The organism is Streptomyces sp. PL-25 (assembly GCF_058344915.1).
This window is the reverse complement of record NZ_CP136997.1, coordinates 1,926,936-1,948,573: the sequence shown is the minus strand read 5'-3', so window position 1 is coordinate 1,948,573 and position 21,638 is coordinate 1,926,936. Positions and strand designations below refer to the sequence as shown.

Genomic DNA, 21,638 nt, shown 5'->3' with positions numbered 1-21,638 from the left:
GGCCGGTCAGCGGCCGGTCAACGGCCGCTCGGCGGCGCGTACTTGTAGCCCACCCGGCGCACCGTCTGGATGGCGGCGCGGTGTTCGGCGCCGAGCTTGCGGCGCAGCCGGGCCACGTGCACGTCCACGGTGCGGCCGTCGCCCACGTGGCCGTAGCCCCACACCGTGGTGACGAGCTGGTCGCGGGTGTGCACCCGGTGCGGATGCGCGACGAGATGCGCGAGCAGCTCGAACTCCAGGTAGGTGAGGTCGAGTTCGCGTCCGCCGACCGCGGCGACCCGCCGTGCGGTGTCCACCCGGACCAGCGGATCGCCGCCCGCGGAGTCCGCGGCGGCGGTACCGGTGCCCCCACCGGCCGTCACCGGGGCCGCCTGCGGGCGGTCGGGCACGGCCACCGGCGGGAACGGCGGCTGCTGGTCGGCCGGGACCAGCACCAGGTAGCCGATCATCGGCGGGCGGCCCGGCAGGGCGGGCAGGGTGTGCTGCGGGGCCGGCAGCCAGGTGGCGCCCGGCGGCAGGAACTCCGTCACGTCCACGACCTCGTCCCGGTCCACGGCCCGCAGCCGGTGCCGGGCGGCGGGCGCGGGGGAGGCGGGGGAGGCGGCGGATCCGGAAGAGGCGGGAAGGGCGGCGGGCAGGGCGGCGGTGGTCAGGGAACGGGAGGTCGCCATGAGAGGTCAGCTCTTTCGCGCGTCGAGTTCGTCGGTCGGGACGGCGGCGGCGAGTTCGTGGTCGCGGGCGCCGGGGACGTACGTCGTGGTGCGCTGGCCGGAGACCGGGGTGTACGGCTCTACAGGGCCCGCGCGATCGTCGCGCGGCAACACACCCGGTCGAAGTCGTGGTGCTGACGGGAAGGCCAGAAGGGCTCGAGGTCATGGCGACCCGTCGCGCTGCACTTCTGGAAGCTGGCCATGGCTCCATTGAAGCAGACGCCGCGCCCGGACAGGACCCTCCTCTCACTGCTCGGACGGTTTCCCGGATAGCACGAGGGGCGCCCACCGTGCGGTGGACGCCCCGGGTCTGCCGTACGGGTCAGACCTGGCCGGCCTTCTCCAGCGCCGCGCAGCAGGTGTCGACGAGCAGCCGCGTCACGACGTACGGGTCGACGTTGGCGTTCGGGCGGCGGTCCTCGATGTAGCCCTTGCCGTCCTTCTCGACCTGCCAGGGGATGCGCACCGAGGCGCCGCGGTCGGAGACGCCGTAGCGGTAGGTGTCCCAGGGGGCGGTCTCGTGCAGACCGGTGAGCCGGTCGTCGATGCCCGCGCCGTAGTTCTTCACGTGGTCCAGCGGCTTGGAGCCCTCGCCTAGCGCCTCGCACGCGGTGACGATCGCCTCGTAGCCCTCGCGCATCGCCCGGGTGGAGAAGTTGGTGTGCGCGCCCGCGCCGTTCCAGTCGCCCTTGACCGGCTTGGGGTCCAGGGTCGCGGAGACGCCGAAGTCCTCGGCGGTGCGGTAGAGCAGCCAGCGGGCCACCCAGAGCTGGTCGGCGACCTCCAGCGGGGCGAGCGGGCCGACCTGGAACTCCCACTGGCCCGGCATGACCTCGGCGTTGATCCCGGAGATGTCCAGGCCCGCCTTGAGGCAGTTCTCCAGGTGGGCCTCGACCACGTCGCGGCCGAAGATCTCGTCGGAGCCGACCCCGCAGTAGTAGCCGCCCTGCGCGGCCGGGAAGCCGCCCTCGGGGAAGCCGAGCGGGCGCGAGCCCTTGAAGAAGGTGTACTCCTGCTCGATGCCGAAGACCGGCTCCTGCGCGGCGAACCGCTCGGCGGTGCCGGCGAGCGCGGCGCGGGTGTTGGACACGTGCGGGGTGAGGTCGGTGTCGAGGACCTCGCACAGGACGAGCAGGTCGGCGCCGCCGCGGATCGGGTCGGGGCAGGAGAAGACCGGCCTGAGCACGCAGTCGGAGGAGTGGCCCTCGGCCTGGTTGGTGGAGGACCCGTCGAAGCCCCACAGCGGCAGCTCGGTCCCCTGGGCGTCGTCGCTGAGGATCTTCGTCTTGGAACGCAGCTTGGCCGTCGGCGCGGTGCCGTCGATCCAGATGTACTCAGCCTTGAAGCTCACGGGGGGCCACATCCTTCGGGGTGTCACGGGTGCACGCGCGGTGCGGTGCGGTGCCGCCGGGCCGCCCTGGCGGGGCGGCGGCACCGGTGCGTCGCGGTGGATGCCCGCAGCCTGTCAACAGCCGGTTTCCCGGCCGTTGCCCGAGTGTGAACCCCGTGTTACCGCGGGAGCGGCGGCGCGTCCGCGCCTCCGAACCGGCCGCCGCCCGGCCCGTCAGCCCCGGCCGAGCGCGTCCCGGACCGCCTCCTCGGTCCGCCCCACCACCGCCGTGCCGTCGTCGGCGGTGATGATCGGCCGCTGGATCAGCTTCGGGTGCGCGGCCAGCGCGGCGATCCAGCGCCCGCGCGCGGCGTCCTCGCGCGGCCAGTCCTTCAGGCTCAGCTCCTTCGCGGCGGCCTCCTGGGTGCGGGTGATGTCCCACGGTTCGAGCCCGAGCCGGGCCAGCACCGTCCGGATCTCGTCCTCGGTCGGTACGTCCTCCAGGTAGCGGCGCACGGTGTACTCGGCGCCCTCGGCGTCCAGCACGCCGATCGCGCCGCGGCACTTCGAGCAGGCCGGATTGATCCAGATCTCCATGCGGCCACGGTAGCCGCCGCCGTCTCCGGCGGACCCGCCGACGGGCCTCCGTACGGTTCGGGTGGCCGGAAACGGCACCGCACGCGCGTACGACTCGTCTTCCTCACGGATGCCCGTACGGCATTCGTACGCACAGCAGAGGGAGAACGGCGCGGTGAAGCGGCACAGCAGGGCAGGCAGGTTCTACGGGGCGCTGGCGGGCACGGCCGTCCTGGCGCTGACGGCCGGCGGCTGCGGCACGGGCGGCAGCGGGGACGCAGGCGGCGAACCGGGCGGCTCCACCGCATCCACGGGCGCCACGCGCGGTCCCTCGCCCACGGCCGGCGCCCACCAGGACACCGCGGCCGAAGCCGCCGCCTGGCACAAGTGGGGGCTCAAGCCCCTGCCCGCGGCCCCCGCGCCCCCGGCCGACAAGCCCGTCAAGCTCTCCGCGCACGGCACCGTCCCGGTCCTCACCCACATACCGACCTCGCAGAAGATCGTCTTCATCACGCTGGACGACGGGCAGGAGAAGGACCCCAAGTTCATCCGGATGATGCGGGACCTGAAGGTGCCGGTCTCGATGTTCCTGATGAACGACGCGGCCAAGTCGGACTACGCGTATTTCAAGCCGTTGCAGGAGATGGGCAACCACATCCAGAACCACACCCTGCACCACCCCGTCATGAACACCCTCCCGCTGTCCCGCCAGAAGCAGGAGATCTGCGGCGACCAGAAGATCCTCACCCAGCAGTACGGCACCGCTCCGCTGCTGTTCCGGCCGCCCTACGGCGCCTACAACGCCGACACCAAGGCGGCGGTGAGCGCGTGCGGGCCCCGCGCGATCGTCTGGTGGCGGGAGTCCATGCAGATCCGCAACATGCAGTACCAGACCGCGGACAAGAAGCTGCGCCCCGGCGACATCATCCTGGCCCACTTCCGCGGCCCTTCCGAGCTCAAGGGCACGACCATGACGACGATGTTCGCCAACATGCTGGAGCGCATCCAGGAGCAGGGCTTCACCGTGGCCCGCCTGGAGGACTACATCCAGCCGCCCGCCCAGTAAGCCTCTGTTCGATTTTCTCCCGTCCCGCGCGCCCCGGGCGAACCGCGGGTGACGCGGCAACAATTTCCCTGCCCACCTGGGGCTTTACACGGTTCCGCAACCCTGCCGTTGTCAGTGCCCGGCGGTAGAATGGAGTCAGTGTTCGAGGGCGTCACCGGGGTCTCGGTCCCCGGCCGGCGCCCCCCCTCGCGACAGGAGGATGCCGGTGTCCGCCGCCACACTGAAGCCGAAGCCGTTGCCGACCCAGTCCACCGCCAAGCGTCCCGTCCTGCTCGACCAGCCCTACGCGCCCGTGCACAAGCGCCCGCTGCCGCCCGGCCGCCCGCGCGAGTGGTACGTCACGCACAACCGCCGTCTGAAGGCGATGCGGCTCGCCATCGCCCTGCTCGACTCCGGGATCCAGCCGGGCCAGGCCCGCGACGAGACGATAGGCGCCACCGCCGAACTCATCGGCGTCCACCCGCCGTCCGCCACCACCTGCCACATGGTCCGCGCCCTGATGCGCTACGCCCGCTGACCGGGCCCGGACCGGCCGCCACCGGGTGCCGCGCGCGAGCGGGGCACCCGGTGCGCGGCGGGGCACGGGGCGCGCCGGGCGGGCGGCTCAGCCGTACCGCTTCAGCAGCCCGGCGACATACGCCTCCAGCCGGTCGCCCAGCACCGCGGGCGTGAGGTCGGTGCGGCCCAGCTCGCGCCAGGGCCCGGCGAGCCGGTCCGTGCCGGGCGCGTAGTGCAGCGCGTCGAGCAGCCGCCAGTACAACTGGTCGCGGCCCCGGGCCAGACGGCGTCCGCCGTGCGCCTCGTAACGGTCCGCGAAGGCGAGCCCGTGTCCGGGGCCGTGCAGCAGCGCCAGCGCGGTCGCGCAGTGCGCCACGTCGAGATCGGCGGGGCCCCAGGACGTCTCCACCCAGTCGACGACCCCGCTGATCCGCAGGTCCGGGCCCGCCCCGGTGAACAGCACGTTCCCCGGATGGAAGTCCCGGTGCAGGAAGCAGCCCTCGTACGCCGGCGGCTCGCGGCGCAGCACCCGCACCGCCCGCTCCCACAGCTCGCCCGGCCGGACCCGCACCCGCTCCGGCGGTGTCCACGCCTCGTAGGTCCGCGGCCGCTCGTGCGGCGCCCGCGGTACGACGGCGTGGACGCGGACGAGCTGCGCCGCCAGCAGCTCCAGGCGCCGCCCCAGCTCGGCCGGGTCCGGCTCGTCCACCCGCACCCGGCCCGGCAGCGCCGACATCAGCAGACTCGGATGGTCGCAGTGCTCGGCGGCGGCGTCCACGGCGACCGGTTCCGGCGCCGGGACGCCCGCCTCTCCGGCCAGCAGCGCCAGGACCGCCGCCTCACGGGCGAGCAGCGCGGGAGCGTGCCGGCGGAAGAACGGCCGGACGACCGTACGCAGCACCAGGGCGCCGCCGTCGTCCAGGGTGAGCGCCCGCATCTGCGAGGTGGACCCGCCCCGCAGCAGCCCGGCGGTACGCACCGAACGGCCCGGCGGGAGCTGCCGGGCCACCCAAGCCTTGGTCGCGCTCCAGCCGCGGCCGTCCGGCCCGGCGAGCACCGCGCTCACGAAGTCCCGCCGGTCCCCGGCGTGGTCGTGGAACCACTCGCCCAGCCGGTGCCCGGCGCCGGGCACGTCGAGGCGGGTCGACCGGGCGCGGGCGGCCAGGGCGTCCTGCACGGCCTCGGTGACCTCGGCCGGGATGACGTCGTCGGTGCCGGGCACGGCGAGCACCGCCCGGCCCTCGTAGGCGCGCAGCGCGTCCAGAGCGGGGGAGGCGCGCCAGGAGCCGGGACGGCGGATGATCTCGCTGAAGGCGCCGTCCCCGGTGCCGAACGGCACGTCCCACGCCTCGGCGGCGTAGACGGCGGGCGCGCACAGGCCCAGCCCGGCCACCCGGTCCCCGTAGTGCCGTGCCAGGTCGGCCGCGGTCTGCCCGCTCATGCTGAAGCCCACCAGCACCAGCGGCCCGCCCCGCGGCACCCACGCGTCGATCACCGCGACCGCCTGCTCGAAGCGCCGCCGCAGGGTCAGCTCGCTCAGCGCGCCGCTGCTGGAGCCGTGCCCGGAGAAGTCGAAGGCGAGCACCGGGCAGCCGTGCGCGGCGAACTCGCCGAACAGCGGCCGCAGCCGCGCCGCGCAACCGGTGCCGGCACCGTGCAGCAGCACGGCCGTGGGCCGCCCGGGTACGGCACCGGCGTGGGCGTGGACCCCGCTGAGCGCCTCGCCGTCGTACTCCTGGACGAAGGCGGTGACGGCGCCGAGGGGGCCGGCGGAACCGGGCGGGGGACCGGGCAGGGCGTACGGGTCCGGGACGCGGGAGGGACGGTGCGGATCAGGCATCCCGCCATTCACGCACGGTTCACAGCCCCGGCGCGCCCCATACCGGGAACCAGCGGCTCAGATCCTGCTCGATCCGCAGATCACCGGCGAGGGCGGCCTTCACCTGGATCTCCAGGGCGTTGTCGCGCCGCCGCTCCCGGCCGGGCAGCGGGGCGAACGGATAGAAGCTGCCCCGCTTGTACAGGTACACCAGCGCGAGCGGGCGGCCGGTGCCGTCGGTGAATCCGGCGAGCGAGCACAGCAGCTGGGGTCCGAAGCCGTTGACCTCCAGGGCGCTGTTCACGGCGTGCAGGTCGTTGACCAGGTCGGGCAGCTGGTCCGGGGCGCGGTGGGAGACCAGCCAGGAGTAGCCGTAGGAGTCCCGGGACAGCTCCACCGGCGGCCCGGTGCGGTCGGTGTCCGCGTCCAGGAGCGCCTGGACCTCGCGGTGGGTCTGCTCGAAGGCCGCGCCCTCGACCGTGGCGAAGCACACCGCGCCCTGCCCGGTCGGGGTGAAGCCGGTCGCCGCCTGGAGCGTCACCGCGGCGGACGGCAGCGCGAAGAGCTGGTCCAGGTCGGGCGGGGCGGGCCTGCTGCGGCCGAGCAGGATGTCCAGGAGGCCCATCCTCAGCCCGCCTTCCCCGGCGCCGCGGCCTCGCCCAGCTCGGCGGAGATCCGCCCCAGCTGGGCCAGCCGCTGCTCCAGGCTCGGGTGGGTGGAGAAGAGCCGGGCGATGCCGGGGTCGGAGCCCAGCGCCGGGGTGAAGTAGAACGCGTTGAAGGCCTGGGCCGTGCGCAGGTCCTCCGAGGGGATCCGGGCGATGTCACCGGTGACCTTCGTCAGCGCCGAGGCCAGCGCGGAGGGCCGCCCGGTCAGCAGGGCCGCCGCCCGGTCGGCCGCCAGCTCCCGGTACCGCGACAGCGCCCGGATCAGCAGGAAGCTGATCGCGTATACGGCCGCCGACACCCCCATCACCACGGCGAACACGGCCAGCGTGTTCTGGTCCTTGCGGCCCCGCCCGCCCAGCAGCTCCGAGTAGAACGCGAACCGGACCACCAGCCCCGCGAGCACCCCGAGGAAGGAGGCGACCGTGATCACCGCGACGTCCTTGTGCGCCACATGCGACAGCTCGTGCGCGAGGACCCCTTCCAGCTCGCCCGGTTCCAGCCGCCGCAGCAGCCCGGTGGTCACGCACACCACGGCGTTGTCCGGGTTGCGCCCGGTCGCGAACGCGTTCGGCATGTCCATGCTGGACACGGCGACCGTCGGTTTCGGCATGTCCGCCATGGCGCACAGCCGGTCGACCACCGCGTGCAGCTGCGGGAACTCCTCCGGCTCCACCACCCGCCCGTGCATCGCGAACAGCGCGATCCGGTCGGAGAACCAGTACTGGGCGATGAGCACACCCGCCGCGATCACCACGACCAGCACCCACGACTTCAGCAACACGATCAACGCGGCCACGAACGCCACGTACAGCAGCCCGAGCAGGAACAGCGTCAGCCCCATGCGCACGGTCAGCCGCCGGTCGCTCCGGAAGCGGCTCTGCATCGTCCATCACCCCGCAGAAAGGCACCTTGGATCAGTCCCCTCCCGCCTCCAGTGTGCACCTGCGGGGCGGCTCGGCGGGCGGCCCGCTACACCCCGTGCGTCTGGGCGTAGCCGATGAGGACGATCAGGGCGGCCACGGAGCCGAGGACGGCGGCGGTGGATATCCAGGAGGAGCGGCGGGGGACGGCGGGGTCCGGGTCGCCGCGGAAGGGGACCGGGCCGGGCGGGTTGTCCTTCCAGCGGGCGGCGAGCATACGGGCCCGCGCGGAGGGCTCCTTGTGTTCGGCGGCGCTCGCCCAGCGGTGATCGAATTCCCGCTCGAAGTCGTCGTGTCCGGCCATGCCCGTCACCCCTTCTTGCCGTTCTTGCCGTTCTTGCCGTACTTCTGCCGTCGGTGGCTCCGTCAGTAGGAGACCCGCCGGGCGCCGGAAGGTTGCACGGGGATGTCCCTCGTTCGGCTCAAGATGCTGAGTCGTGCGGCGGCGGCTAGCCTCGTTGCAAGTGAGCGCGCTGCGGCCGGCCGCGGCCTTCCGTCACGTCACCCCAGGAGCCGCATCAGCGGTCACGAACGGGTGGAAGGGAAGGTTTTCCATGAAAGCACCACGCGCGAGGCGACTCTTCGCCCTGTCCACCGCCGGCGTCCTGCTGGCGGGCGGCGCGGCGATCGGCACGGCGGGCACCGCCTCGGCGGCCCCGGCACCGGCCGGCACCTCGGCCACCGTGGACCACGGCAGCTGCGGCTGGTGGAGCAGCAACTGCTACGGCCGCCGCGGCGACCGCGGAGCCCTCTACGGCCCCGGGTACGGCTACGGGTACGGCTTCGGCTACAACCAGAACTCGGTCGTCGTGATCGTGCTGTGACGCCGGCGCCGGGTCCGGGTCCCCCCACCGGCATCCCGAGGACCGAGGACCGGCAACCCCCCCAAGCGAGGAACCGCCCCCCGTGCGAGGACTGCACGGGGGGCGGTTCCATGGGGCGTCGCGCCGGGCGGCGCGGTGCCGGTCACACGTCGAAGTACAGCTCGAACTCGTGCGGGTGCGGGCGGAGCTGGAGCGGGGCGATCTCGTTGGTGCGCTTGAAGTCGATCCACGTCTCGATCAGGTCCGGCGTGAACACGTCGCCCTGGAGCAGGAACTCGTGGTCGGACTCCAGGCGGTCGAGGACGGCGCCGAGGGAGGTCGGGACCTGGGCGACGTTCGCGTGCTCCTCGGGGGCCAGCTCGTAGAGGTCCTTGTCGATCGGCTCGGCCGGCTCGATCTTGTTCTTGATGCCGTCGATGCCCGCGAGCAGCAGCGCGGAGAACGCCAGGTACGGGTTGCCGGAGGCGTCCGGGGCGCGGAACTCGACGCGCTTGGCCTTCGGGTTCGAGCCGGTGATCGGGATGCGCATCGCGGCGGAGCGGTTGCGCTGCGAGTACACCAGGTTCACCGGGGCCTCGAAGCCCGGCACCAGGCGGTGGTAGGAGTTCACCGTCGGGTTGGTGAAGGCCAGCAGCGACGGGGCGTGCTTGAGGATGCCGCCGATGTAGTAGCGGGCGGTGTCCGACAGGCCCGCGTAACCGGCCTCGTCGTAGAACAGCGGGTCGCCGTTGCTCCACAGCGACTGGTGCACGTGCATGCCCGAGCCGTTGTCGCCGAAGATCGGCTTCGGCATGAAGGTCGCGGTCTTGCCGTTGCGCCAGGCGACGTTCTTCACGATGTACTTGAAGAGCTGGAGGTCGTCGGCGGCGGCGAGCAGCGTGTTGAACTTGTAGTTGATCTCCGCCTGGCCCGCGGTGCCCACCTCGTGGTGCTGGCGCTCGACCTTCAGGCCGGACCGCTCCAGCTCCAGGGAGATCTCGGCGCGCAGGTCGGCGAAGTGGTCGACGGGCGGGACCGGGAAGTAGCCGCCCTTGTAGCGGACCTTGTACCCGCGGTTGTCCTCCAGCGCGCCGGTGTTCCAGGCGCCCGCCTCGGAGTCGATGTGGTAGAAGGACTCGTTCTCGGCGGTGCGGAAGCGCACGGAGTCGAAGACGTAGAACTCGGCCTCGGGGCCGAAGAACGCGGTGTCGGCGATCCCGGTGGACGCCAGGTACGCCTCGGCCTTCTTCGCCACGTTGCGCGGGTCACGGGAGTACTGCTCGCCCGTGATCGGGTCGTGGATGAAGAAGTTGATGTTGAGGGTCTTGTCCCGGCGGAACGGGTCCAGCCGCGCGGTGGACAGGTCGGGACGCAGGGACATGTCCGACTCGTGGATGGCCTGGAAGCCGCGGATCGAGGATCCGTCGAACGCCTGCTCGTCATCGGGGTCGAACGCATCGGCGGGCAACGTGAAGTGCTGCATGACGCCCGGCAGGTCGCAGAAGCGGACGTCGACGAACTTGACGTCCTCGTCCGCGATGAACTTCTTGGCCTCGTCGGCGTTCTGGAACATCCAGCTCCTCCTACTCCCGACCGTCCCGCCGGGGTGGTAGATCGTGCGTGCGGCCAGTGCGGTGGCACACGGTGCCTCGACCCTAGGGACGGGTGATTTCCCGGGCGTGACCCATTTGTTTCGCAGAAGTTAACCGGCCGGGGCGGGGTCACGTCCGTGGACACCCCGGCGGCCGTCCTCCTTCCAGCCTCGCAGTACCGTGGACGGGTGGACAACAGGCAAGCAGTGGGATCGTGGCTCTCCGGACCGCGCGCGGCCATGGAGGACGCGGGCGCCGACTTCGGTTACCGGGGTGAACAGCTCGGACTGCCGGAGCAGGGCCCCGGCTCGATCGCCCGGCCGGGCAGGCGGCTCGCCGCCCTGGCCGTCGACTGGGGCCTGTGCCTCCTGATCGCATACGGCCTCATCGCCGACAGTTACAACGAGGCGGCCCAGGTGTGGGGCCCGCTCATCCTCCTCGTGCTGATGGTGCTCACCCTCGGCACGGTCGGCTGCACCCCCGGCAAGCGGCTGCTCGGGCTGCGGGTGGTCGCCCTCGGCACCGGCCGCGTCCAGCCGCTGCGCGCCCTGCTGCGCACGGTGCTGCTCTTCCTGGCCCTCCCGGCGCTGATCTGGGACCGCGACGGCCGTGGCCTGCACGACCGGCTCGCGGGCACGGTCGAGGTCCGGCTGTAGGGGCTGTGGGGGCTGTGGGGGCTGTGGGGGCTGTGGGGCTGTAGAGCCCCGGCGGCCGCGGCCCGCCCAAGGCGGCACGGCAACGACGACGAGAGGGGCGCCCGGATCACTCCGGGCGCCCCTCTCGTCGTACGTCGCTCGTACGCTGTCCGCTCGTACGGCGGGGAAGGCTCAGCGCGCCTTCGGGCCGCCGCCTCGCGGCATCCGCATGCCCTTGGGCATCGGGCCCTTCGGCAGCGGCATGTTGCTCATCAGGTCGCCCAGGGCGCGCAGCCGGTCGTTGGTGGCGGTCACCTGGGGGCCGGTCAGCACGCGGGGGAACTTCAGCATGGTCGTGCGCAGCTTCTTCAGCTCGACCTGGCCCTCGCCGGTGCCGACGATCACATCACGCACGGGGACGTCCGCGACGATGCGGTTCATCTTCTTCTTCTCGGCGGCGAGCAGGGTCTTCACCCGGTTCGGGTTGCCCTCGGCGACCAGCACGATGCCGGCCTTGCCGACCGCGCGGTGCACCACGTCCTGGCTGCGGTTCATGGCGACGGCCGGGGTGGTGGTCCAGCCGCGGCCGATGTTGTCCAGCACCGCGGCGGCGGCGCCCGGCTGCCCCTCCATCTGCCCGAAGGCGGCCCGCTCGGCCCGGCGGCCGAAGACGATCGCCATCGCCAGGAAGGCGAGCAGGAGGCCCAGGATGCCCAGATAGACGGGGTGGCCGATCAAGAAGCCGATCCCGAGAAGGACACCGAAGACGACGATGCCGACAGCCGCGAGTACGAGACCGATCTTCGGATCGGCCTTGCGGGTCATCTTGTACGTCAGGGCGATCTGCTTCAGTCGCCCCGGGTTGGCAGCCTCGGCTGCGGTTTCCTTCCTCGCCATGCCACGAAGTCTACGTGCCCCCGCGAGTGGCCGACGACGCAGTGCCCGGCCCCCGGCCGCGGGCGCACGACGGGGCGCGGCGCGGGCGTACGGCGGGGCGCGGCGCAGGTGTACGGCGGGGGCGCGCGCTACGGGCGTACGGCCGGGAAGCGGTCGAGGACGCGCTGCGCCTCGACCCGGTCCTTGGCGCGGCGGCGGTCCTCCAGCACGGAGGTCCAGGCGTTGCGGCGGGCGGTGCGCTGGCCGCCGCTCATGAGCAGCGACTCGACCGCACGGAGTGCGACCGAGAAGGACGGGATGGCGGTGGCACGGACGGGCGCGGCCTGCATGGTGGAGGTCCCCCCTCGTAACGGCTCCGGACGCGGATGGTGTGGAACCAGGGTCACTGTCTGGTGTTACCAGGGCGTGACCGACCGGTCAAACAGCGGTGAAGCCCTGACATCGCGGGCCAAAAGGGCGACGCGGCCCCGGTCGGCGCCCTCATCTGCGGGGACGCCCGGGACCGCGTCGTCTCGGCCGCTACTGCGCGGTAAGTTCTTGTGCTCGAATTCACACAGTCCCGGCGGCTCCGTCGGAGGCGGCGGAGCGCGGCGGTTGACGGTGCGTCAGGCGGCGAGGACGGTTCAGACGGCCTGCGCGGCGACGAAGGCGCCCCGCTTCTCGATCGCCATCTGGTACAGCCGCCCGGCGCGGTAGGAGGACCGTACCAGCGGCCCGGACATCACGCCCGAGAAGCCGATCCGCTCGGCCTCCTCCTTCAGCTCCACGAACTCCTGCGGCTTGACCCAGCGCTCCACCGGGTGGTGGCGCACGCTCGGGCGCAGGTACTGCGTGATGGTGACCAGCTCGCAGCCCGCCTCGTGCAGCTGCTTCAGCGCCTCGACGACCTCCTCGCGGGTCTCGCCCATGCCGAGGATGAGGTTGGACTTGGTCACCAGGCCGAAGTCGCGGGCCTCGGTGATGACCTTCAGGGAGCGCTCGTAGCGGAAGCCGGGGCGGATCCGCTTGAAGATCCGCGGGACCGTCTCGACGTTGTGCGCGAAGACCTCGGGCCGGGACTCGAACACCTCGGCGAGCTGCTCGGGGACCGCGTTGAAGTCGGGGGCGAGCAGCTCGACCTTGGTCCGGCCGCCCTCGCGCTCCGCCGTCTGCGCGTGGATCTGGCGCACGGTCTCGGCGTACAGCCAGGCGCCGCCGTCCGCCAGGTCGTCGCGGGCGACGCCGGTGATGGTGGCGTAGTTCAGGTCCATGGTGACCACGGACTCGCCCACGCGGCGCGGCTCGTCGCGGTCCAGCGCCTCGGGCTTGCCCGTGTCGATCTGGCAGAAGTCGCAGCGCCGGGTGCACTGGTCGCCGCCGATGAGGAAGGTCGCCTCGCGGTCCTCCCAGCACTCGTAGATGTTCGGGCAGCCGGCTTCCTGGCAGACCGTGTGCAGGCCCTCGCTCTTCACGAGGTTCTGCATCTTCGTGTACTCGGGACCCATTTTCGCCCGGGTCTTGATCCACTCGGGCTTGCGCTCGATGGGGGTCTGGCTGTTGCGGACCTCCAGGCGCAGCAACTTGCGTCCGTCGGGTGCGACTGCGGACACATCGGCTCCCTGTAACTTCGATTCTTCGGCGTACCCAGCGTACGCCCGTGTTCCTTGCGCCCTGTCGGTGAGGCCAACCTTCGACCCGCGGAGATCATTCCCGTCGCCGGGCGAGTGCCGCGGGTCCGCCGGACCGCGCCGTCAGACGGCCGCCGTCCTCTCGACCGCGCGCGGCCTGAGGTCGGCGTTCTCCAGGACGTCCCGCAGATGCCGCTCGACCACGGGCAGCACCTCGGCGATGGTGACGTCCCGGCCCAGCTCGCCCGCGAGCGAGGCGACGCCCGCGTCCCGGATCCCGCAGGGGATGATCTTGTCGAACCACTTGTTGTCCGGATTCACGTTCAGGGCGAAGCCGTGCATCGTGACGCCCTTGGCCACCCGGATGCCGATGGCGGCGATCTTCCGGTCCTCGCGGCGCTGGCCGGCGTTGGAGGGCGCGTACTCGGGACCGTTCAGCCGGGGGTCGAACTCCTCGTCGGCCAGCCGCGGGTCGAAGTCGAGGGAGAGGCCGCCGAGCGCGGGCCGCAGCTCGACCGGGTCGCCGAGCACCCACACCCCGCTGCGGCCCTCGACCCGGGTGGTCTCCAGGCCGAACTCCGCGCAGGTGCGGATCAGCGCCTCCTCCAGGCGCCGCACGTGCGCCACCACGTCCACCGGGCGGGGCAGCTTCTGGATCGGGTAGCCGACCAGCTGTCCGGGGCCGTGCCAGGTGATCTTGCCGCCGCGGTCCACGTCGACGACGGGGGTGCCGTCGAGCGGGCGCTCGCTGTCCTGGGTGCGCCGGCCCGCCGTGTACACGGGCGGGTGCTCCAGCAGCAGCACGGTGTCGGGGATCTCGTCCGCGAACCGGGCCGCGTGCACCCGCCGCTGCTCGTCCCAGGCCTCCTGGTAGTCCACGGCCTCGGCACCGAATCCCCTGCGGACGAACCGCACCTCACTCACGGCAAGCGCCTCCCTGGAAGGTCGTCAGGCACGTCATGCGCCCACGCCACTGTACGTCCGGCCGCCTCGCGTCAGCCGCGCGGGCAATCCTCACACGATCGGATGAATAGATGCCGAAGAGCGCGGCCGGCTGCTCACTCTCCGCTACATTCGCGCCGTTCATGAGGCCATAAGGGCTGCTCACAGGCAATCCGGGCACCACGCACCCGCGTGCGGGCCCGAAAGGCAGGAGACCGCACCGCAGATGACGGAACGACCCGCGCAGCGCACCCCCAACCGCCAGCTCGCCGCGCTCATCGCAGAAGCGGGGTTCTCCAACGCAGGTCTGGCCCGTCGTGTGGACCAGCTCGGCCTCGAACACGGCCTGGACCTGAGATACGACAAGACCTCGGTCACCCGCTGGCTCCGCGGCCAGCAGCCCAGAGGGACCACCCCCGCCCTCATCGCCGAGGTCTTCACCCGGCGCCTGGGCCGCCGCCTCACCGCGCAGGACCTCGGCCTGGACGCCTGCGCCCCGGTGTACGCCGGGCTGGAGTTCGCCGCGGCCCCCGAGGAGGCCGTCGACATCGTCAGCGGGCTGTGGCGCAAGGACTCCGGCAGCCAGGCCGAACTCCGCAAGATCGCCTTCACCCCGGCCGGGCTCGTGGTGCCCAGCCGCGACTGGCTGATCGGGCGGGCCGACGACCGGGTCGCCCGGACCGAGCAGCCCGCCGTGCCCCGGGTCCCCGCCCAGGGCCGTACGGCCGCCGCGCCCGCGTCCCAGCCCGCGCCGCCGCCCGCGCCCCCGCTCGCCGGGGCCGGGCAGCCGGTCCCCGGCGTGCCCCGCCAGCGCGGTCGGGCCGAGCGGGCCCAGACCGAGCAGGAAACCGGCCGGCGGGTCACCCCCGGGGACATCGCCGCGCTGCGCTCGGTGGGCGAGCTGTTCCGCAGCCTCGACGACATGTACGGCGGCGGGCACGCCCGGCAGGCCCTCGTGCGCTATCTGGAACACGAGTGCGAGCCGATGCTGCGCGGCAGCTACGGCGAGCAGACCGGACGCCGCCTGTTCGCGGCGGCGGCCGACCTCACCCGGCTCGTCGGCTGGACGTCGTACGACATCGCCGCGCACGGCCTCGCCCAGCGCTACTTCGTCCAGGCGCTCCGGCTCGCCCAGGCCGCCGGGGACCGGGCCTACGGCGCCTACGTCCTGGTCACCATGAGCCGGCAGGCCGTCTACCTGGCGCACGGACGGGAGGCCGTCCAACTGGCCCGGGTGGCGCAGCAGGGCCTCGGCGGCTCCGCGCCGCCCGCCGTGCAGGCGCTGCTGCACGCGGCCGAGGCACGCGGGCACGGGGTGCTCGGCGAGGTCCGCGCCTGCACCGCGTCGCTGGCCCGCGCCGAACGCGCCCTGGAGGCGGCCAGGCCCGGCGACGAGGTCCCCTTCTGGGCGCGCTCCTACGACGAGGGACAGCTCGCCGACGAACTGGGGCACTGCCACCGGGACCTCCAGCAGTACCGCGCCGCCGCCCAGCACGCCGAACGCGCCCTCCAGCTGCGCGCCCCGGCGTACGCCCGCAGCCGCCTGTTCAGCCGGGTCGTCCTCGCCACCGCCCGCCTCGGCCTCGGCGACCTCGAACAGGCCTGCCGCCTGGGCGCCGAGGCCGCCGCCCAGGCCGCCGACATGCGCTCGGTCCGCGCCGACGAGTACGTCCGCGACTTCGAACGCCGCCTGGAGCCCTACAAGGACGCGCCCCCGGTCCGCACGTACCGCGACAAGGTGGCGTCCCTGGGCTGAGAAGCCGGGAGCGCGGTGGGGGAGGTGCTGCCGCGCCGTGTGAGCCGGCGCGGCGGTGCCCGGTCGCGGGCGGGGTGGGTGGTGGGTGTTGGTCGGTCGCGGGTGTGGCCGGGTGGCCGGGAGGGGGCGGTGCCGGGTGGCCGGGGAGGGTGCTGCCGCGCCGTGTGGGCTGGTGTGGTGGTGCCTGGTCGCGGGCGGGGTGGGTGGTGGGTGCTGGTCGGTCGCGGGTGCGGCCGGGTATCGGGCGCGGGCGGTGCCGGGAGGGTGCTGCCGGGCGTGTGGGTCGGCGTGGTGGTGCCCGGTCGCGGGTGCGGCGGGCGGTGGGCGTCTGTCGGTCGCGGGTGGTGCCTGCCGCCTGCTCGGCGGAGCGGGCGTGGACCGGCCGCCGTCCTCGCGGCCGGGGCGGCACCGGCACCGTCCGTGTCGCGCCCGGCCGACCGCTCGGCTCCCGTCGGCACCGACCGGACGGCGTCGCCGTGACCGTCCCCGGCCCGGCCGCCCGGTCGTGCCGGCGGCGGTCTCGGGAGGCCCCGCGGGCCGCCGCTGACCCCCGCCGAGGGGCAGGCCCGGGTGCTCTCGGGCGAGCCCGCGGGGTCCAGGGGCGGAGCCCCGGTGGGGTCGAAGGGGCGAAGCCCCTGGGAACGGGACGGGAAGGGGCGGCGGGGGCGAGAACCCTGGGCCCACCGGCCGGTGCCCCGGGCCCACAGGGCTCCGGCTTCTGGGCCACCGGCCACCCGGGCTTTGCCCCCCGGGCCACACCGGCCTCCGACGTACCCGCCTCCGGCTCAACGGCCCCGGCCCGTCGGCCTCCGACGTACCCGCCTCCGGCTCAACGGCCCCAGCCCGTCGGCCTCCGACATACCCGCCTACGGCTCACCGTGCCGTCCGCCGCACGGGCCCGCCCCCGGGGGCCCTTCCCCGGGCCCTTCCCCGGGGCCTCCTCCGTCCACCGCCCCTCCCGAGGGCCCCGTCTCCTCCCGCACCCCCCGGAGGGACCCCCCCTCAGGCCGCCGCCGCCCGTGGCGTAGTCGTCGGGAGGGGATCCGCGCTGTGCATCGGGCGGCCCGTGCCGAGGTCGGCGAGGATCGCGGCGGCGGCGCGGTGGGCCGAGTGCAGGGCGCCCTGGAGGGTGCTGGTGTCGCGGTGGTCGCCGCAGACGTAGAGGCCGGCGAGCAGCCGCACCGGCCGCCGCAGATCGTGCGGCGCGCCCATCGCGGGCACCGCCTCTGCGTGGTGGTGGACGGCGAGCGTCTCCCAGCGGTCGGTCGAGGTGCCGTAGAGGCGGGCCAGATGACGGCGTACGGCGGTGTCGACGTCGGCCGAGGGCGTGCCCAGGACCGTGGAGGAGACCAGGGCGCGCCCGGCCGGGGCGCGGGACGGGTCCACGCGGCTCACCACGGCCGTGTGCGCGACCGGCCCGCCCCGCTCCGCGTCGAGCAGCAGGTGCGCGCCCGTCTCGGGCGGCTCGTCCGTGGTGTGGTGCACCACGGTCACCGGGTGGAAGCCGGGGACCCGCAGTCCGGGCAGCAGCGTGGCGGCGGTCCGCGCGCCGGTGGCCACCAGCACCGCGTGGCAGCGGATTTCGCCGTGCTCGGCCGTGGCCACCGTGTTGGTGGACACGGAGGTGACCCGCACGCCGGTGCGCACGGTGCCCGGCGGCAGCGTGCTCGCGAGGAGTTCCGGCAGCACCTCCGCGCCGCCCTCCGGCAGGCACAGCCGCCCGGTGGCGAAGGCGCGCAGCGCCAGGTCGGCGCAGCGGCTGGACGTGGTGAGGTCCGGGTCGCACAGCAGCGCGGACAGCAGCGGCCGCAGGAAGCCGTCGACGGTGCGGGCGGGCAGCCCGCGCTCCGCGAGGGCCTGGGCCGCGGGCACGTCCGGGCGGGCCAGGAGGCGTTCGACCGGGGTGGCGGCGATCCGGGCCAGGGCGGCGCGCACCCGCAGCGGGGTGCCGATGCCGAAGGGCTGGGCGCGGTCGGCCGCCGGTGCGAAGCGGCCGGGCCGGGCCGGCGCCGCGGAGCCGGGCGCGGCGAAGTCGTCGGGCCGGGCCGCCCGGGACCACGGCGGCGGCACGGGGCGCAGGGCACGGACGCCCCGGCCGCCGGGCAGCGCCGCGGAACGGGGGGCGCTCGCCAGGGCGCGCACGGCATGCAGTGCGCTCCGCGCGCTTCCGCCGCCCGCCGGGGCACCCGCCCGGTGGCGCCGCCCGTCGTGGTGCAGCAGGACCCCCGGCGCGAAGGGACGCAGCACGAGCGCGTCCAGCCCGGGGCTGCGGGCCAGTTGGGGATACGACGTGAACAGCGGCTGCCCGATCCGGTCGAGCCGGAACCCGTCGATCTTCTCCGTCGCCATGCGACCGCCCACGAAGGGGGCGGCCTCCAGGACCACTGTCGTCACTCCTGCGCTGGTCAGCCGATGTGCCGCGGAGAGTCCGGCGACCCCGGCTCCCACCACCACGACATCCACCTGGTACGCGGGCTCAAGCACGTGCCCCTCCTCGAGGTTGCGCGACCGGTGGGGCGGTGATGCCCTCGACCGGCTTGAGGAATACCCGAGTTCGGCACGAGATTAGGGCGCCGTCCGGTCAGGGACAGTCGCGCATGGACAGGGCACGGTCGCACGGCGGTCGCATACGGCCGTACGCGCACGGCGCCCGCCCCGAGGGCACCGCCCCCGGCCCACCCCGCCCGCCCCACCGCGCCCACCGCCTCCCGTACGCCCCTCCCCGCACCACGGCCGCCGGTACGCCCCACCCCGCACCACGGCCTCCCGTACACCCTCCCGGGCCACGGCCGCGCCCGCCCCGGCGCCGCCCCGGCGCCGCGCCCACGACCCGCCACTCCCGGCGACTTCCGGCGGCTCCCGGCGCGGCCGCCTACGGGACCCGGACGTCCCGTCCGCGGGACCGCGCGCGGAGCGGCCTCCGCCCCCAGGACGGTGTCCTCACAGCGCCGCCCGCACCGCGTCCTCGATCCCGGGGAAGGCGAACACGAACCCGGACTCCAGCAGCCGCCGCGGCAGCACCCGCGCGCTGCCCAGCACGTCCCCGGCCATCTCCCCGAGCGCGGCCCGCAGCACCGGCGCCGGGACCGGCAGCAGCGCGGGCCGGTGCAGCACCCGGGCCATCGCCGCGGTGATCTCACGGTTCGTCAGCGGCTCGGGCGCGGTCAGATTGACCGGCCCGGACAGCGACTCGGTGTCGATGAGATGCCGCAGCGCCGCCACCTCGTCGTGCAGCGCGATGAACGACCAGTACTGCCGCCCGTCGCCCATCCGCCCGCCGAGCCCGGCCCTGAACAGCGGGAACAGCCTCCCCCACGCGCCGCCCTCACGGGCCACCACCAGACCGGTGCGCGCGAACACCGTCCGCACGCCCGCCTCCTGCGCCGCGGCCGCCGCCTCCTCCCACTCCACGCACAGCGCGGCCAGGAACCCGTCGCCGGGCGGCGCGTCCTCGTCCACGGCCGTCCCGCCCGTGTCGCCGTAGAAGCCGATCGCGCTGCCGCCGACGAAGACCCGCGGCGGGGTGTCCAGGGCGGCGGCGGCCTCGGCCAGCGCCGCCGTGCCGAGCACGCGGCTGTCGCGCAGCGTCCGCTTGTACGCGTCCGTCCAGCGGTGGTCGCCGACCCCGGCGCCCGCCAGGTCGACCACCGCGTCGCAGCCGATGAGCCCCGCCGTGTCCACGTACTGCCGCTCCGGGTCCCAGCGGACCTCGTCCGCGCCGCGCACCGGCCGGCGCACCAGACGCACCACCTCGTGCCCGTCGGCGGTCAGGGACCGCACCAGCGCGCTGCCGATCAGACCGGACGCCCCGGCCACCGCGATGCGTGAACGTTCCATGCGCCCCATCCTGCCCCGGCGTGCCCCTCCCACCCCCGCGCCCCGCCACGGAAATCCCCGGGACAGCCACCCGGGCCGCCCCTACAGTGCCCCCATGCCCGACAGCACAGACAGCACAGACAGCACCGACAGCACCCGCATATCCGACGGCGCCGTCCCCGCGCCCGGCGCCGCCCCCCACACGCCCCCGGCCGCTCCGCGCATCCGCCGGGCCCGAGCGGCGGACGAAGAGGCCCTGGCCCGGCTCGACGGGGCCACCTGGTCCCCGCTGCACTCGGTGCAGCCGCGTCCCGAGGAGCCGTACCCGCCGTTCTTCACCGAACGCACCGGACCGGACCACCACCTGGTCGCCGAACTCGACGGCCGCCCGGTCGGCTACGTCCGCCTCGGCCACCCCACCGAACTGGCCGCCAACACGCACGTCCAGCAGATACGCGGCCTCGCCGTCGCCGAGGAGGCCCGCGGCGCCGGAACGGGCCGCGCCCTGGTGCGCGCCGCCGTCGAGGAGGCCCGCCGCCTCGGCGCCCGCCGCATCACCCTGCGCGTCCTGGGCCCCAACACCCCCGCCCGCAGGCTCTACGAGTCCGAGGGCTTCGTCGTGGAGGGCGTCCAGCCCGGGGAGTTCTTCCTGGACGGCGCCTATGTCGACGACGTCCTGATGGGCCGTCCGCTGGTCTGAGCCGCACGCGGCCCGGTGCCTCAGGCGGCGACGAGGCGGCCCGTGTCCACCGCCGCCGTGGCGGCCGCCGCCCGCCGCGCGTCCGCGGCGACCTCACCGGCGGTCAGCGCGTACCCCGTCTCGGCGTCCGAGGTGGAACGGGCGAACACCATGCCGTAGACCCGGCCGTCCGTGGTCAGCAGCGGGCCGCCGGAGTTGCCCGGCCGGACCGTGGAGCGGATCGAGTAGATCTCCCGGGTGACGGAGGCGTCGTTGTAGATGTTCCGGCCGGTGGCCCGGATCCGGTTCGCCACCGTCGCCGCCTGGAGATCGAGGCCGCCGTCCTGCGGATAGCCGGCGACCACGGCCGCGTCGCCGCGCCCGGCGGTGTCGTCGAACCGCAGCACGGGGGCGCGCAGCCCGGGGACGTAGAGCACGGCCACGTCCCGGTCCGGGTCGAACAGGACCACCCGCGCGGCGTACGTGTGCCCGACGCCGCCGATCTGCACGTACGGGGTGTCGATGCCCGCCACCACGTGCGCGTTGGTCATCACGCGCTGGCGCGCGAACACGAAGCCGCTGCCCTCGCGGCCCTGGTCGCCCGACGAGCCCTCGATCTTCACCGTGCTGAGCCGGGCGGCGTTCGTCGCGCTCGCCGTGACGCTGTCCCCGGAGGGCCGGGCGACACCGGCCGCCGGTTCGTTCTCGAACGGGTTGAAGACCTGCGGGAAGCCCGCCTCGGTCAGCGCGGAGGTGGCCCGCGAGAACCAGGCCGGGGTGGTGTCCGGCATCGCGTCCTGCACCGCGCCCAGCAGCTTCGAGTCCCGTATCGCCGTCGTCACCAGGGGGGAGGAGGAGGCGCCCAGGACGCTCGCCGCCACCCAGGCCACGATCAGCACCGCCACCGCGTTGGCGGCGGCCCCGCCGATCCCGTCGGCCGCCCGCAGCGAGCCGCCACCGGCGCCCTCCAGCCGGCTCCGCAGCCGCAGCGCGAGGCGCCCCGCCAGTTCGTGCCCGGCGACCGCGGGCACCAGGACCGTGACCACGGCGGTCACCGTCGCCGCCGTGCTCCCGCGCGTGACCAGGTCCATCACCCACGGCAGCACCCAGACGCCGACGGCCGCGCCGCCCACGAAACCGGCCAGCGAGACACAGCCGGCCACCAGACCGCGCCGGTAGCCGGACGCCGCGTACAACACGATGACCAGCAGCAGCACGAGGTCGAGCAGATCCACGCAGGCCGCCTTTCTCTCGGGCCCGGACACGCCCCGGGACGGACCCGGTGAGCGGCGTGACCGGTCACGCACAGGGGGTCGGGAACCGG

General features: G+C 74.1%; 22 protein-coding genes. 6 read left to right on the top strand and 16 right to left on the bottom strand.

The annotated features are described in order from the left end of the window. Nucleotides 1-17 precede the first annotated feature (17 nt). The 4 genes from R4Z62_RS08665 to R4Z62_RS08650 all read right to left on the bottom strand — a co-directional run bounded on the left by R4Z62_RS08665 (nt 18) and on the right by R4Z62_RS08650 (nt 2,637). Nucleotides 18-671, bottom strand: a complete 654-nt coding sequence (locus R4Z62_RS08665; RefSeq protein ID WP_064532725.1) for a winged helix-turn-helix domain-containing protein — start codon at nt 669-671, stop codon at nt 18-20. Between the two features lie 6 nt (nt 672-677). Further along, complete coding sequence (locus R4Z62_RS08660; RefSeq protein WP_158679335.1) at nt 678-821, bottom strand: hypothetical protein; 144 nt, start codon at nt 819-821, stop codon at nt 678-680. 211 nt (nt 822-1,032) lie between these two features. Beyond that, nucleotides 1,033-2,061: a glutamine synthetase gene (gene glnII / locus R4Z62_RS08655; RefSeq protein WP_355485512.1), complete on the bottom strand. Its 1,029-nt coding sequence runs from the start codon at nt 2,059-2,061 to the stop codon at nt 1,033-1,035. 213 nt (nt 2,062-2,274) lie between these two features. Further along, a complete protein-coding gene (locus R4Z62_RS08650; protein ID WP_491519467.1) occupies nt 2,275-2,637 on the bottom strand; it encodes an arsenate reductase family protein in 363 nt (120 codons plus the stop codon). Between the two features lie 154 nt (nt 2,638-2,791). On the opposite strand from R4Z62_RS08650, the gene R4Z62_RS08645 reads away from it, so the two are divergent. Both R4Z62_RS08645 and R4Z62_RS08640 read left to right on the top strand, forming a co-directional pair. Continuing rightward, nucleotides 2,792-3,682, top strand: coding sequence for a polysaccharide deacetylase family protein (locus R4Z62_RS08645; RefSeq protein WP_355485514.1), 891 nt, complete (start codon nt 2,792-2,794; stop codon nt 3,680-3,682). Between the two features lie 205 nt (nt 3,683-3,887). Then, the gene (locus R4Z62_RS08640) at nt 3,888-4,199 is read left to right on the top strand and encodes a hypothetical protein (RefSeq protein ID WP_382852388.1); all 312 of its coding nucleotides are present in this window, start codon (nt 3,888-3,890) and stop codon (nt 4,197-4,199) included. A gap of 87 nt (nt 4,200-4,286) precedes the next feature. On the opposite strand, the gene R4Z62_RS08635 is transcribed toward R4Z62_RS08640, so the two are convergent. The 4 genes from R4Z62_RS08635 to R4Z62_RS08620 all read right to left on the bottom strand — a co-directional run bounded on the left by R4Z62_RS08635 (nt 4,287) and on the right by R4Z62_RS08620 (nt 7,891). Beyond that, nucleotides 4,287-6,020, bottom strand: a complete 1,734-nt coding sequence (locus R4Z62_RS08635) for an alpha/beta fold hydrolase (protein WP_491519466.1) — start codon at nt 6,018-6,020, stop codon at nt 4,287-4,289. A gap of 19 nt (nt 6,021-6,039) precedes the next feature. Further along, nucleotides 6,040-6,624 (bottom strand): PspA-associated protein PspAB, encoded by a 585-nt coding sequence (pspAB, locus tag R4Z62_RS08630; RefSeq protein ID WP_064532716.1) that lies wholly within the window; start codon nt 6,622-6,624, stop codon nt 6,040-6,042. A 2-nt stretch (nt 6,625-6,626) separates the two neighbouring features. Continuing rightward, nucleotides 6,627-7,550 carry a zinc metalloprotease HtpX gene (gene htpX, locus R4Z62_RS08625; RefSeq protein WP_491519465.1) on the bottom strand — a complete coding sequence of 308 codons (924 nt, stop codon included), beginning with the start codon at nt 7,548-7,550 and terminating at the stop codon, nt 6,627-6,629. Between the two features lie 86 nt (nt 7,551-7,636). Further along, on the bottom strand, nt 7,637-7,891 hold the full coding sequence (locus R4Z62_RS08620; protein ID WP_491519464.1) for an SCO2583/SCO2584 N-terminal domain-containing protein: 255 nt from the start codon (nt 7,889-7,891) through the stop codon (nt 7,637-7,639). Nucleotides 7,892-8,141: 250 nt separating this feature from the next. On the opposite strand from R4Z62_RS08620, the gene R4Z62_RS08615 reads away from it, so the two are divergent. After that, a complete protein-coding gene (locus R4Z62_RS08615; protein ID WP_491519463.1) occupies nt 8,142-8,411 on the top strand; it encodes a hypothetical protein in 270 nt (89 codons plus the stop codon). A gap of 142 nt (nt 8,412-8,553) precedes the next feature. On the opposite strand, the gene glnA is transcribed toward R4Z62_RS08615, so the two are convergent. Then, the gene (gene glnA / locus R4Z62_RS08610) at nt 8,554-9,963 is read right to left on the bottom strand and encodes a type I glutamate--ammonia ligase (protein WP_018567364.1); all 1,410 of its coding nucleotides are present in this window, start codon (nt 9,961-9,963) and stop codon (nt 8,554-8,556) included. A 207-nt stretch (nt 9,964-10,170) separates the two neighbouring features. Between glnA and R4Z62_RS08605 the strand changes: the two genes are divergently transcribed. Then, nucleotides 10,171-10,638 carry an RDD family protein gene (locus R4Z62_RS08605; RefSeq protein ID WP_078509958.1) on the top strand — a complete coding sequence of 156 codons (468 nt, stop codon included), beginning with the start codon at nt 10,171-10,173 and terminating at the stop codon, nt 10,636-10,638. 171 nt (nt 10,639-10,809) lie between these two features. On the opposite strand, the gene R4Z62_RS08600 is transcribed toward R4Z62_RS08605, so the two are convergent. The 4 genes from R4Z62_RS08600 to lipB all read right to left on the bottom strand — a co-directional run bounded on the left by R4Z62_RS08600 (nt 10,810) and on the right by lipB (nt 14,045). Further along, the gene (locus tag R4Z62_RS08600) at nt 10,810-11,514 is read right to left on the bottom strand and encodes a DUF4191 domain-containing protein (RefSeq protein WP_064532707.1); all 705 of its coding nucleotides are present in this window, start codon (nt 11,512-11,514) and stop codon (nt 10,810-10,812) included. Between the two features lie 128 nt (nt 11,515-11,642). Then, nucleotides 11,643-11,843 carry an SCO2195 family GlnR-regulated protein gene (locus R4Z62_RS08595; RefSeq protein ID WP_018567367.1) on the bottom strand — a complete coding sequence of 67 codons (201 nt, stop codon included), beginning with the start codon at nt 11,841-11,843 and terminating at the stop codon, nt 11,643-11,645. A 294-nt stretch (nt 11,844-12,137) separates the two neighbouring features. After that, entirely contained in the window at nt 12,138-13,103 is a 966-nt protein-coding gene (lipA, locus tag R4Z62_RS08590) for a lipoyl synthase (RefSeq protein ID WP_018567368.1), read from the bottom strand. Between the two features lie 141 nt (nt 13,104-13,244). Continuing rightward, nucleotides 13,245-14,045: a lipoyl(octanoyl) transferase LipB gene (gene lipB, locus R4Z62_RS08585; protein WP_064532705.1), complete on the bottom strand. Its 801-nt coding sequence runs from the start codon at nt 14,043-14,045 to the stop codon at nt 13,245-13,247. A gap of 244 nt (nt 14,046-14,289) precedes the next feature. Between lipB and R4Z62_RS08580 the strand changes: the two genes are divergently transcribed. Then, nucleotides 14,290-15,819: an NsdA family TPR-like regulatory protein gene (locus R4Z62_RS08580; RefSeq protein ID WP_064532704.1), complete on the top strand. Its 1,530-nt coding sequence runs from the start codon at nt 14,290-14,292 to the stop codon at nt 15,817-15,819. 1,002 nt (nt 15,820-16,821) lie between these two features. Here the strand turns inward: R4Z62_RS08580 and R4Z62_RS08575 are convergent. Both R4Z62_RS08575 and R4Z62_RS08570 read right to left on the bottom strand, forming a co-directional pair. Next, nucleotides 16,822-18,303: an NAD(P)/FAD-dependent oxidoreductase gene (locus R4Z62_RS08575; RefSeq protein ID WP_385489743.1), complete on the bottom strand. Its 1,482-nt coding sequence runs from the start codon at nt 18,301-18,303 to the stop codon at nt 16,822-16,824. A 456-nt stretch (nt 18,304-18,759) separates the two neighbouring features. Further along, nucleotides 18,760-19,656, bottom strand: coding sequence for a TIGR01777 family oxidoreductase (locus R4Z62_RS08570; protein WP_064532700.1), 897 nt, complete (start codon nt 19,654-19,656; stop codon nt 18,760-18,762). A gap of 94 nt (nt 19,657-19,750) precedes the next feature. Between R4Z62_RS08570 and R4Z62_RS08565 the strand changes: the two genes are divergently transcribed. Continuing rightward, nucleotides 19,751-20,335 carry a GNAT family N-acetyltransferase gene (locus R4Z62_RS08565; RefSeq protein WP_385489740.1) on the top strand — a complete coding sequence of 195 codons (585 nt, stop codon included), beginning with the start codon at nt 19,751-19,753 and terminating at the stop codon, nt 20,333-20,335. Nucleotides 20,336-20,355: 20 nt separating this feature from the next. Here R4Z62_RS08565 and R4Z62_RS08560 read toward each other — a convergent pair whose 3' ends face one another. Further along, the gene (locus R4Z62_RS08560; protein ID WP_385489737.1) at nt 20,356-21,549 is read right to left on the bottom strand and encodes a MarP family serine protease; all 1,194 of its coding nucleotides are present in this window, start codon (nt 21,547-21,549) and stop codon (nt 20,356-20,358) included. Nucleotides 21,550-21,638: the final 89 nt, after the last annotated feature.

Bases quoted from the DNA above. Each gene is read 5' to 3' on its own strand.
- R4Z62_RS08595 (WP_018567367.1), bottom strand. From the start codon at position 11,843: ATGCAGGCCGCGCCCGTCCGTGCCACCGCCATCCCGTCCTTCTCGGTC.
- glnA (WP_018567364.1), bottom strand. From the start codon at position 9,963: ATGTTCCAGAACGCCGACGAGGCCAAGAAGTTCATCGCGGACGAGGAC.
- R4Z62_RS08650 (WP_491519467.1), bottom strand. From the start codon at position 2,637: ATGGAGATCTGGATCAATCCGGCCTGCTCGAAGTGCCGCGGCGCGATC.
- R4Z62_RS08620 (WP_491519464.1), bottom strand. From the start codon at position 7,891: ATGGCCGGACACGACGACTTCGAGCGGGAATTCGATCACCGCTGGGCG.
- R4Z62_RS08570 (WP_064532700.1), bottom strand. From the start codon at position 19,656: ATGGAACGTTCACGCATCGCGGTGGCCGGGGCGTCCGGTCTGATCGGC.
- R4Z62_RS08565 (WP_385489740.1), top strand. From the start codon at position 19,751: ATGCCCGACAGCACAGACAGCACAGACAGCACCGACAGCACCCGCATA.
- R4Z62_RS08615 (WP_491519463.1), top strand. From the start codon at position 8,142: ATGAAAGCACCACGCGCGAGGCGACTCTTCGCCCTGTCCACCGCCGGC.
- R4Z62_RS08635 (WP_491519466.1), bottom strand. From the start codon at position 6,020: ATGCCTGATCCGCACCGTCCCTCCCGCGTCCCGGACCCGTACGCCCTG.
- R4Z62_RS08600 (WP_064532707.1), bottom strand. From the start codon at position 11,514: ATGGCGAGGAAGGAAACCGCAGCCGAGGCTGCCAACCCGGGGCGACTG.
- pspAB (WP_064532716.1), bottom strand. From the start codon at position 6,624: ATGGGCCTCCTGGACATCCTGCTCGGCCGCAGCAGGCCCGCCCCGCCC.
- htpX (WP_491519465.1), bottom strand. From the start codon at position 7,550: ATGCAGAGCCGCTTCCGGAGCGACCGGCGGCTGACCGTGCGCATGGGG.
- R4Z62_RS08665 (WP_064532725.1), bottom strand. From the start codon at position 671: ATGGCGACCTCCCGTTCCCTGACCACCGCCGCCCTGCCCGCCGCCCTT.
- R4Z62_RS08580 (WP_064532704.1), top strand. From the start codon at position 14,290: ATGACGGAACGACCCGCGCAGCGCACCCCCAACCGCCAGCTCGCCGCG.